This window comes from Flammeovirga agarivorans (assembly GCF_012641475.1).
In the GTDB taxonomy this organism is placed as follows: Bacteria; Bacteroidota; Bacteroidia; order Cytophagales; family Flammeovirgaceae; genus Flammeovirga; species Flammeovirga agarivorans.
Genome location: NZ_JABAIL010000003.1, coordinates 1,020,645 through 1,033,054, shown reverse-complemented (window position 1 = coordinate 1,033,054; position 12,410 = coordinate 1,020,645). Strand labels below are relative to the sequence as shown.

The window sequence follows — 12,410 nt, the reverse complement described above, 5'->3', positions numbered from 1 at the left end:
AAAAGACTAATTTATCTTTTATAGTTTTTTTAACGCGATTAAACAGTCTACGTTGAGCATATTTTTTTTCATTAACATTTTAATGAAACTCTTTTTCTAAATGGAAGATTTGATTGACAATGGTCACCAAAAACAACTAATTTTAAAGAATAATAATGATGTATATTATCAAAAGAGCTTATTAATAATTTGACTATTCTCTTTTTCAATTCTCTGATGAATTGCCTTTTGGAATTCCTCAAATTCATCTTTTGATTTACTGACAAGAATCTTTTTATTATCTAATTGATGAATATAATCACATAAGCTGGTTAAAGTTTCTAGGATATGTGAAGTGATAATAATGGTTTTACCTTGCTCTTTTAATTTCAATAAGATCATCCTAATAATTCTGGAAGACTCTAAATCAAGACCATTAAAAGGTTCATCAAGAATCATTATTGGTTTATCCTGATGGAGAATTCCTGATATCGCTAACTTCTTCTTCATTCCTGTTGAATAACCATCAATTAATTCATTCAACGGAAGCTGAAATAGTTCATTCCATAAGTTGATTTCCTTTATATCATCTTGAAATAAACCTAGGTATTCATTACCTGTTATGTTATTGTAGAAATAATTTTCAGTAGGTAAATATGCGATGTCTTTTTTTGTGAGTTTTTTTTCATTATAACAAAGCACACCTTGGTCAGCTTTATGCAACCCAAAAAGTGTTTTAATGAAAGTGGTTTTCCCAGAACCGTTTAACCCCACTAATCCATGAATTTTTTTAAGAGGTAAATCTATAGATAAATCATCTAATACCTTTTTATCTTCAGAGTAGGAAACACTAAGTTGTTGTATCGAAATCATTTAAGTAGAAGTTTAGATTGTCAATAGCTTTAAAATAAAATCGGATAATGAGAATAAATAAAGCAGGAATTAAGAAAGGTATAAATATACTTAATACCCCTAAAGATGATAAGGTTTGTGATGCTGCTGACTTTTCATTGGGATGATAAAATGCATATTTTAAGATAACGATATAGATATTCAAAACCATTAGAATAGATAGTTCGACTATAGGGAGGAACCATTCATTATAATGAAATATATAATAGACAAAGATTAAAGGAAGCGCTAATTGATTGTACATCATTACCTGCCTTTTTACTTTTAAGAATAAAAATTCTTTTGGAGGTAGTTCTAATGCAATAAGAAATGAGGCAGGTTCATTGACTTCAAAAAAACTGAAAATAACTAACCATAAAACGACAAGTCCAATTGGAACTACAGCAAATTGAAAGCTACCAAAGAATATTCCCAACCATAATAATAAGAAAGGATAGAAGTATTTCCGGACACCACTCTTCCATTCATAAAAATCATAAGGGATGAGCTGAATGATCTTGTTATTAATCGCTTTTGATGATCTTTTCCATTTGATCAAAGGTACAAGGAGTATAGCAAGCAAAATAATGGATAAGGGTAACCAATGAAAGTGAACAATTAGTAGTACAATTAAAGGAATACTTAATATCAGATACTCTAACAGAAAAAATATAAATGTTGATGAGGAAAAAGTATTTAGAAATTCCTTGTCATTCCTAACAAAATGTAGAAATACTAATAATGAACTAGATACAAGAGAGGAAATGAGACTAAAATCAGAACTTTCTGTTTTTAAAAAGAGAACATAATAGCTTCCTACAATAATAGATAGAAAGAGGAGAGACCTCCACCAACCTAAAGACTGAATTTCTCTTTGAGTTTGTTTGAAACGTATGAATATGAGTTGTTTTAACATATAGACAGTACTTGAATTGTTATAAATTAGTGAAGTACTGCAGAGAAGACAAATTATATAGCAATAAAAAAGAGGAGTGGAAACTCCTCAATTTAGACTAACTCTTTTTCGAGTTCATTGGCCCATGTCTTCATGTAGACCGCTGCATGCTCTTTATTACCTTTTTCTAAATATCTAAATCCACCCGGAAGTGCCTTTAGAATATTTTTATTAGAAAGATATTCTAAGTGATTGATATCTTCAAGTTCAAACCCATGTTCCATAAGGGTATCAATAATGTTGTCGACAGGAACACCGCTTGCTGGACAATAATCATTTGCAAATTCTGACCATTCATCCAATTTATGTCTCTGTGCTGACTCATAAATATCTTTTGAGTTCATTGGGGTGATTGCTTGTACTAAGTGGCCACAATTACAACGGCCAACATGACCCCAACTATAGTCGGCGCCAGCTTCTATGTTAGAAGCAGCCTCTCTTAGTTTTGTGATAAGGTATCTATTGGGTTTTGCCATAGTAAAAAAGTTTTATTTACGGTGATAACTATAATATAAAACATTTGCTTGACATTAAGGTTTTTACTTTTCGATAAAAAATAAAAAAAGAGGAACCATAAGCTCCTCTTTTTCTTCCGTATAGATCATTATCGTACAATGATTTTTCTAATATATATTTGATCCCCAGCTTGTACTTTCACAATGTATAAGCCTTGGGATAAATCAAGGGTATTCACTTTAAGTTGATGTGAGCCTAATGTTAATGCTTTATGTATTGGAGAAAGAACTGCCTGACCATTCAAATCAAATGTTTGAAGATGTAGAACAGCATTTTCTCTAAGTTGAATATCAATAGTAAATCCGTTTGTGACTTCAGTAGGGTACAGTTGCAACTCTTTTTCTAAGTCTAGGGATTGACTAACAGTCCTGCTACTTGATGACTCAGGATTTGAACTATACCATTGCCCATCTTTATACCATCCTTCGCCAGTTCTGTTTAAGTCTGATGTTTGAGCACCACTTCCATTATGGAATAATAGATTTGAAGAAGTGGCCCCTTCAATAGTATAACGATACCAACCATTACCTTCAGAGATCATTGATTCACCTGGCCAATTACTGCTTGCTCCATTGGAAGCCGCCCAATAATGAATTTTGGTACTATTTCCCCAACTCGATTTGAAATGTACTGTTAAACCATCGGCTGGTTCTGGAGTTATAGGTTCACTATCGTACCATTGTCCATCTTTGTACCATCCATCAGAAGATCTAGTGAAATCATCAGTTTGGTTTCCATTGCCATCATGGAACAATAAATTAGAAGAGGTTACATTGGATGGGAATTCATAGACATACCAACCATTTTCAAGATTCATTGTAGCTCCAGGCCACACTGTATTACTAACACTACCTGTAGGAGAAGCTCCCCAATGGTGAATCAAATTGTAACCTTGAACATGAACTTTAAAACCGCCATTAGGTTCTGGTAATGGGTTCACTACAAAGTTCGAGCTTTCAGTAGAGGTTTGGTTTCCTGTAGCATCAATAGCATAATAATTTACCGTAGCACTTTCTGTTAATGTAAATGTTACAGATGAAGTTGCTTGTATTGATGGAGTAGAACCATCTGTAGAGTAAAATATCGAAGGAGAATTATCTCGGTCATCTGTAGCTGTTAAAGTAATAGAAACTTCGCCATCATGTGTTCCACCATTTGGAGAAATTGTGATGGATGGAGTACTTGTATCTGGTGTATCAGGCACAGGTTCAGCTACCCAACCATTGTCATACCATACATCCCCACACACATTCATTTCATCGCCTGTGATTTTAGTACTTCCACAAAGTAGTATTAGGTTACTACAAGAACCTTCAATAGTAAACTCATAAAATCCATCGTATTTAGCTGAAGGTTGCATATTTTCCCCAGGCCATGTTGTAGTTTGATCACCATCTACAACTCCCCAGAAATAAATACCTGGGTTGGAACAGTTGGGCTTAAAATAAACTGTCATACTTGCAGCTTCATTAAAAGTATACACGCCTTCTACTAAATCTGATGACCCATTTTCATTGATTGCAATAGCTTTCACAGTTTTTGTTTCTCCAACTTGACCACATACTTCTATAGCACTAGTATACACTAAACTATTACTATTTGGAGTACTACCATCTGTTGTGTAGTAGATAGTACCTTCTGAAGCTGTTAGAGAAACTGTCGCACACCCATCTGAATGATTCCCGCTAGGAGAATTTAATGTTAATGTTGGTAGAGTAACAACAGGCCCTTTGTCCCAAATGGCATATCCTGGACCTGATGTTTTTAAGTTCCAACCATTTCCTGGTGACCAATTTCCACCACCAATTTTCATGGCTACTTTATTATCGATAATAGCTGCGTAATATGAATTGTCGTTTCCTCCTTCAACTTGAACATAACTTGTGTTTGTAATTCCATTATCTTTTCTGACCTGAATCATCTCAGTTAAAGCATCTTTAATACCATAGTCAAAGAAGTGTGAGTAGAAAACTACTGGGATACCTGGGTGAGTCAGGATATAAGCATAACCTTGAAGTAAGGTTGAGTTATCTGAAGGATTGTTAGGGAATGAGTTATTACCGTATTCCGATCTTACAGGTTCTGTATCATGATTTTCTAAGAATGTTACAGCCTGTGATCCTCTTGTTCCTAATAAACTTGGTAATCCGTTTAGGTAATTATAATTACCTCTTACTGCATCATGTAAAGTATACTTTAATGGAAAGTCAAAAGCTGAAGATGTATTTTGAGCACCATCCAACCATGCAGTAATTTCATTGTAAGGTTTCCATTGTTCACCAATTGAAATATATGGACTCGTTGCATTATTGTATTCAGCAAAATAGTATGCATTAAAACCATGTACAAAATCATAACGCCATCCATCAAAACCGACATCATTTTTTAGCCAGTTCATCCATTTTTTAATTTCATCCCTTACAGTGAATGAGTTATGGTTTAAATCTCTTGCAGCCTCATATTGTGTACCTGAGTCATTATCACCACAAGCGGCACCTTGCTCAGTAGAATATTCGCTCCAGTTGACTTCGTCATCGGCACAAATAGAAGAACATCCACCCAATGATGGTTCTGTAAAATCAGCCCATCCAGTAGATCCAACACGATGGTTAATAACAATATCAGCGATGGCTTGTACATTGTTGTTACCTAAATTTTGTACTAAGCTTCTTAGTTCCGCTTCAGTACCATAGTTCGAATTCAAGTCATACCATTTTCTTGGTAAGTATCCTGCTCTATCAGCTGCATCTGATGGAGGTGGTAACCAAATGGCATCAAACCCTGCGTTTGATATTTCACCGACTTTACTATCTAGATTTTGCCACCAATCCTTTTTGGCTGGGTCAGCAGCTTCCCAGTGGAATCCTTGTAATAGAACATCACTACGGCCTCCTTGTTGAGCACTCGCTGTATGATAGTTCATTAGACAAATGATCCAAAAAATAACAGAGGATCTCATTAGTAGAGTTGTCTTCATTTTCATTTCAAAAAATAAGTATTGTAATAATTAAGTATACCAGATGATATGTCGCTGGTTGATTCATCTGAGTTAGTTTTACAATGTTACGAAATGAATAAGTGTAAATCGTACCATATTATAAAACTTGGTGCAAATGACTTTTTGGGGCGTACCGATTCATGTAATGGAACGTTGTAAGTATCACTTAAACAGGTTTTTATGTGTTTTATTTTTACTCGTTAAGGATGTTTTTATCTTTTCTATAAAACTTTATTTTATTAAAGATTAGATTGAAGAAAAATAGATGACTATCTTAACTCTATGAAAAAAGAACTAAACATTTTTGGAATAGGAGAGGCATTATATGATATCTTTCCAGAAGGGAAACAATTAGGTGGTGCTCCCATCAATTTTGCTTACCATGCAAAACAGCTTGAGGCTAACGGGAAAATTATTACATCAATAGGAGATGATCAGATAGGAAAAGACTTAGTAAATGAAATTAATAATCTGGGTATCCGAAATTTTATTTCATATTCAGAATTTCCAACAGGAACTGTAGCGGTTACCGTAGATGATAAAGGTTTACCTTCTTATGAGATATGTGAACCTGTAGCTTGGGATGAAATAAAAATAAATAAAGAAACTGAGGAAGCATTAGTAAATGCTGACGCTTTGTGCTTTGGAACACTTGCCCAGCGGAATGATGTTTCTAGAAAAGCTATTGAACAAGTATTAAATACAGTTCCGAAAGAATGTATAAAGGTTTTTGATATAAACTTAAGACAACATTATTATAATAAGGATTGTATCGAGTCCTCTTTAAACCAATGCAATGTTCTTAAAATCAATGAAGAAGAGGTATTGGTAGTTGCTGAACTCCTAGATGTTAACCTTTTGGATGAAGAGCAATTTTGTCATCACCTAATCGAAAGATTTTCTATTGATATGGTGGCTTTAACAAAAGGAGAAGAAGGAAGTTATTTGGTGACAAAAAATGAGACATCCTATTTAAGTACACCAAAGGTAAACGTTGTAGATACAGTCGGGGCAGGAGATTCTTTTACTGCTCGATTAGTAATAGGGATATTAAATAATGAACCGATCATAGAGACACATCAAAAAGCAGTGGAACTATCAGCTTATGTGTGTACCCAAAAAGGGGCTACTCCAAAAATTGATAAGATATCTCAATAGATGTTTTAAACTAAAATATTTAGAACAAGTTAGGTAAGTACAGGTTTTTTATTGAATCTGACCTTTCTCTATTGTAGTTAGAAGAGTTTGATAAACAATGTTAAAGTGAATTGACCTTCACTCACATTAACACTGCTAATTAAGCATCAGGATGAAATAAGATGTAACTATGTTACAACACTATTAATATCTAGAGATTATGCTAAACGGTTATCAATCAAAACTTCATTTTATACTTCTATTCCTATTTATATCAATTACCATTAATGCACAAGATACATTTGTGATTGATAGTGATATGCAATTTAACAGCTCAAATGACTGGGATGTTTATTGGACTAATAATGGTAATATACCACAATCAGGAGATATATTTTTCCTTGATAAAGGAGCTGAGTTAAGTATCGATTTTGACCTTTCACAAAAAGGTAATTTTTTATTTTATGGATCAAAGTTTAATTCTAAAACTGCAAGTATTAACTTTTTAGAAGATGGTAAAGGGTCAATCGGTTTTAGGACAGATTCTTACAATCAAATAGAAGTAAAAGTTAAAGGTGATGTAACCATTTATGACGGTGTGACGAATCAAGATCTTACGTTTACAGTAGAGGGTGATGGGCAAATCTACTCAACAGGTCAAATCTATTCATCAAATCAATTTGTAACAATTTACCAAAAGGATAATGGTGTTTTTGAAATAAATGGAGATTTGATAAGCACTAGTGGTTTAAATATCACTATGGAAGATAATAGTAAGTTAGAAGTGTTAGGTAATTTAGATAATAGAAATTCGGCATCAACAATTAAGCAATCTGGTTTATCAGAATTAACGATTACTGGAACCTACTCATCTACAGGTTATTCAGGTGGTGATTTAATTGAATTAAAAGGAAGTTCATATATTTTTATTGGTAGTGATATTACGGTAAATAACAATATGGAAATAAAGGTAGGTGAAGAAAATGATACGAATGCAAATGCAGAAGCCTACTTTGAAGGGAATATAATTACCACTGAAAGTTGTACCATTAGAAGTTATGAAGGCAGTTCTATAGACCTAAAAGGTAATTATACAACGGTAAAAGGTTTTAGTAACGGAGACGTAATAGACATACAAGGTTATATGAGCCTTGGGAAGAAGGTACAAATTACGGGTACATCAACTGCTATTATAAAAGTTGGAGATAATGGACGTCTAGATGTAGGTGAAACATTTAAGGCCTATGAATCATGGCATATTAAATTAGTGATATGTGGAGTTCTTTATATCAAAGGAGATTTAGAATTAGGTCCTGGAATAGAGATTGATATGTGTGGTTCTGATGTCGATTGTAAGTATGTAGATCATGTATCTGACCCAGATTTTGATCATAATAATTTAGATGGAGGGAAAATATTAGTAGAAGGAAATTTACTATTTGAGTGTTCTTACAGTGATAAGATTTATAACTGTGGTTATATAGGAGTAATGGGTGGTTGTGGTTGTGGTAATGCTGATGCTCCAAATGATGTTTGTAATGGTGTAGACGATGGTGTTCCAGATTTACCTGTCGAATTAATTTACTTTAAAGGCCAAAATACAGATACAGGACATTTGTTATTATGGTCTACAGCTTCTGAATTAAATGCATCTCATTTCGATGTAGAAGCTTCAAACAATAGAAGAGATTGGCAAAAGATAGGTAGAGTGGAAGCAGCCGGCAATAGCAATACTCAGTTGAAGTACGAATTCTTGGATGAAGGAAAATCTGGTACTTATTATAGACTAGCTCAATATGATTTTGATGGTAAAGTAGAATATTTTGGTATCGTTTCTTTTGTAGCCGATCAGTTTGGTTTCTCATGTCATGTATACCCTACAGTATCAACTAATGGAGATGAATTAAAAGTAGTAATTCAAGAGGCAAATACAGAATATCCTGTTGTTGGTGTTTTTTATGATCAACAAGGGAGAGTGATTTCTCATGAAATAATTATAGAGAATACTGAACTTAATAATATTGGAGTATATAAAGTTCCTGAGGTTTCAACAAGTGGGGTTTATCTTCTAAGAGTTTCTAATGGTATCAATACCCATACAGAAAAGATTGTTGTAAATTAAATCAATAAGTTGAACTAAATAATCCTAATTTTTATAGTTATTTGTCACTGCTCATAACTTAGTGTACAATGTTTTATTTTGTTGGTAATCAGTGTACTTAAAAATATTTTAAAAAATTAAATTACTGATTTTTAATACTTTGGGTGAGATGTTATAAAATAAACGGCTTTTCGTTTGTTCAATCTTTATCAAATGTTTAAAATTACATCAGAATGAATGAGAATTATTAAATAAAAGAATGTGACTATTGAAATATTTGTAACGTTTTTTATATGTGACAAATATCTCGATAACCTGAAAATATTGCTATCTATATACTCTTTTGAAATAGATGTCTTCTATTTCAATTAATTCCCATTTTTATAAAGAGAAATTTATAATAGTATTATTTAATGCTGGATTTAATAATGTAACTGGTGACTATCAGCGATTAGAGTAATCTTCAATAAAAACGATATTTGTTCATGCCTTCTTTACCATTTGCATAAAGTGAACTCATATTATGAAGATTGCTCTTTTTTTATGATAGATAATATATATGGTACCCTCTTATACATTAGATATCTATAAGAGGGTATTCTTATCTCATAATATTAGAAAATCGTTTTTCTCTCCCTTAGACATCTTTTTGTAAACTCTATTATTTGAAAATCTTGTTCGAGTGAAGTTGATTAAATCTGGATCCAAACAAGGGTAATAACTTTATTTCTGATTGATAATGAATGTTCAAAGTTGCATTTCAAATACAAAACTTTTTATGCCTTTACATGAAGTGAGTCTAAATTAAGTTAAGATGAAATAAAAGTTAAAATATCTTATCTAGTACGGCTATTGTAGATAATAGGATGTCTTACTAAAAAACATGTTATCATTCATCAGATAATTTCATACGATTAACTATTTGTTTATGAAAAAAATAACCGTACTATTATCCATAGCTTTAGTATTTGTATTTCAAAATATTTTTGCTCAATCCAAATCATCAACTATTAACCAAGTCACAGTTTTCACAAACGGTGCACAAATTGATCGATCTATAAAGATCAATTATGAAAAAGGACGTCACGATTTGTTATTAAAAGGATTGTCTTCTCATATTAATTCTGAAAGTATTAGAGTAACGGGTAATTCTGATTTTGTGATTTTGAATGTCCAATTTGAAAAAGATTATGTATCTCAAGTAGAAACCAATGATCAAATTGAATCAATTCAACAGAAAATTGAAGGATTAAAAAGTCAATTAGAAGAAGAGCGTGTGAAATTAAAAATCACAGAGGATAAATTGGACTTTTTAAAATCTAATAAAGAAATATCTAGTAAGGACATCACGTCTACGACTTTTCAGAACTATAATGCATATTATGGTCAACAATTGGAAACGTTATCTCTTCAACAATTAAAACAAAAGAGATCAATTAATAAGAAAAATGAAGAGTTAGGAAAACTTCAACGTCAACTAAGAGATATTTCAAACAATAATGAGGTTTCAGGGGTAATCAAGGTAAGTTATGAAGCCAAGCAAAGTGGTAATATGGATCTTAAGTTTTCTTACAGAGTGAAGCGAGCTAGTTGGTATCCTTCTTACGATTTAAGGTATAATGGAGCAGATAAGCCAATGAGTATTACATACAAAGCGATTATCACTCAGACAACAGATGTAGATTGGAAAGATGTACATTTGGTCTTGTCAACGGCAAAACAACATGTATCTGGTACTATGCCTTATTTGGACCCTTTTTATGTGAATTATACTCCAAAATATGAAGAAAAAGGAGATTGGGGATATGCTGATGGTTGGGGTGGTTCCGCCGATGATATGGCGACTGAAGAATTAACAATGGCAGCAGCACCTGAATTAAAAAAGAGTATTAGAATCAGAGGAACAAATTCAACAAGTGCTCAGGAACCAATGTATATCGTTGATGGAGAAGTTAAAAATGACATTGACTACCTTGATAAAAATTCAATAGAATCATTAGAGGTATTAAAAGATGCATCATCTACTGCAATATATGGTTCTAGAGGAGCAAACGGTGTAGTCATTGTCAATACGAAAGGAAATGGGAATGGAGCATACAAAACGATCTCTGCCCAGAATGAGACAGCATCTGAGTTTGTATTGGCTAATAAACACACAATACAATCAGATTACCGTTCAAAAACATTGATGTATAAACAAAAAGAAGTCCCAGCATCATTTACCTACCAAGCAGTACCGAAGTTATCAGAACATGTATATCTAGTTGGGCAATTAACAGATTGGTCTAAATACGATCTAATTTCTGGGCAAGCTAGTATTTATATGGACAATGCTTATGTAGGGAAAACAAGGATTAAAACAGATAATCTTACGGATACTCTAGATATTTCTTTCGGTGTGGACAATAATATTTCCATAAAAAGAGAAAAGCTAAGTGAGTATGAAGAATCGAAAGCTATAGGATCTAATAAGAGAGAGACTATTGCCTACAAGATTACAGTTAGGAATAATAAAAATTATGAAATAGAAGCGTCTATTTTTGATCAGATACCTGTTTCTCAGAAGAAGGAAATTCAAGTTGAATTGATCGATATATCTAATGCAGTTCAGGAAACAGATACAGGTAAACTCAGTTGGAAAATTAAATTGAAGCCTAACGAGGTGAAAGAACTAATAGTTCGATATGCAGTGAAATATCCAAAATCGAATAATGTTATTTTAGAATAATCGAAAAGCCTTTCAAGAAAACCTTGGAAGGCTTTTTTTGCTTTCATTGAAAATGACAACTAATACTACATTAGAATATATTTTTAGGATATAAATTTTCAAATAATTACAAATACTGTTACTTTTAAAATCACGACACACAGATTTTTTTCAAAAACTATGACAGACAAAAAAAATTGTATCCTAATTGTAGATGACGCCCCTGAAAATATTGATATTCTAAGAGGACTTCTAGGTGATGAATATAAAATTAAAGTAGCATTAAATGGTAAAAGAGCTTTAGATTTAGCAAAGTCCTCACCACAACCAGATCTTATTTTATTAGATATTGTAATGCCAGAAATGGATGGCTATGAAGTGCTTGAACAATTAAAGGCTGATCCAGAATTATCACATATCAGTGTTATTTTCTTAACATCAAAAGTGGACCCGGAAGATGAGAAGAAAGGTTTTTCATTGGGTGCCTCAGATTATATCACAAAACCATTTGATCCAGATATTGTCAAATCTCGCATCAAGCCTAGAATAGAGATGTCTGTTCATCAAAAGCAATTAAAAGAACAAATCGCTCAATTAACACTAAATGGCGGTGAACATGAAGAAGGTTCAAAAGAACAAGAACTTTTAGATTTAATTGCCAAAGGAGAGAGTGAAAATGTAGAATTTAAGTCTACTTTAAGATTTAACCTATATACAAAAAAGCATGAGCCTCGAATTGAAAATCAATGTTTAAAAAGTATTGCAGCCTTCTTAAATGGTCATGGCGGAACACTATTTATTGGTGTAAATGATGATGGAGAACCAATAGGACTTAAGCCAGATGCTTTTAAAAATGAGGATAAATTAATGTTGCATTGGCATAATTTAGTCAAACAATACGTTGGAGCTGACCTTGCACAGTTTATCCACACCTCTGTTGTGATGCTAAAAGGAGAGCAGGTGATGGTTGTTAAATGTGACCCATCTGCCAGACCTGTATTTATGACAAGAGATGGTGATGAAGCTTTTTATGTAAGAATGGGAAACTCTAGCCAATCTTTAAAACCAAGCGAAATGTTAGCCTACGTAGATAGCCGTTATGGTGATGCACGCTAATTTTTAATAA

Annotated in this window: 8 protein-coding genes; 4 read left to right on the top strand and 4 right to left on the bottom strand. The window is 32.8% G+C overall.

Annotated elements, in window-relative coordinates; genetic code table 11:
• Positions 1–168: 168 nt before the first annotated feature.
• The 4 genes from HGP29_RS12870 to HGP29_RS12855 form a co-directional block, all read right to left on the bottom strand.
• The gene (locus HGP29_RS12870) at positions 169–852 is read right to left on the bottom strand and encodes an ABC transporter ATP-binding protein (RefSeq protein ID WP_168882817.1); all 684 of its coding nucleotides are present in this window, start codon (positions 850–852) and stop codon (positions 169–171) included.
• Entirely contained in the window at positions 830–1,786 is a 957-nt protein-coding gene (locus HGP29_RS12865; RefSeq protein ID WP_211093284.1) for a hypothetical protein, read from the bottom strand. Before HGP29_RS12865 ends, HGP29_RS12870 begins: the two co-directional genes overlap by 23 nt.
• Before the next feature lie 92 nt (positions 1,787–1,878).
• A complete protein-coding gene (locus HGP29_RS12860; protein ID WP_168882815.1) occupies positions 1,879–2,301 on the bottom strand; it encodes a hypothetical protein in 423 nt (140 codons plus the stop codon).
• A gap of 128 nt (positions 2,302–2,429) precedes the next feature.
• The gene (locus HGP29_RS12855) at positions 2,430–5,264 is read right to left on the bottom strand and encodes a starch-binding protein (RefSeq protein ID WP_168882814.1); all 2,835 of its coding nucleotides are present in this window, start codon (positions 5,262–5,264) and stop codon (positions 2,430–2,432) included.
• A 357-nt stretch (positions 5,265–5,621) separates the two neighbouring features.
• On the opposite strand from HGP29_RS12855, the gene HGP29_RS12850 reads away from it, so the two are divergent.
• From HGP29_RS12850 to HGP29_RS12835, 4 genes are all read left to right on the top strand, one after another.
• Entirely contained in the window at positions 5,622–6,497 is an 876-nt protein-coding gene (locus tag HGP29_RS12850; protein ID WP_168882813.1) for a carbohydrate kinase family protein, read from the top strand.
• Between the two features lie 199 nt (positions 6,498–6,696).
• Complete coding sequence (locus HGP29_RS12845) at positions 6,697–8,598, top strand: T9SS type A sorting domain-containing protein (RefSeq protein ID WP_168882812.1); 1,902 nt, start codon at positions 6,697–6,699, stop codon at positions 8,596–8,598.
• Between the two features lie 907 nt (positions 8,599–9,505).
• The gene (locus HGP29_RS12840; RefSeq protein WP_168882811.1) at positions 9,506–11,305 is read left to right on the top strand and encodes a mucoidy inhibitor MuiA family protein; all 1,800 of its coding nucleotides are present in this window, start codon (positions 9,506–9,508) and stop codon (positions 11,303–11,305) included.
• A 159-nt stretch (positions 11,306–11,464) separates the two neighbouring features.
• Positions 11,465–12,400: a response regulator gene (locus tag HGP29_RS12835; RefSeq protein ID WP_168882810.1), complete on the top strand. Its 936-nt coding sequence runs from the start codon at positions 11,465–11,467 to the stop codon at positions 12,398–12,400.
• Positions 12,401–12,410: the final 10 nt, after the last annotated feature.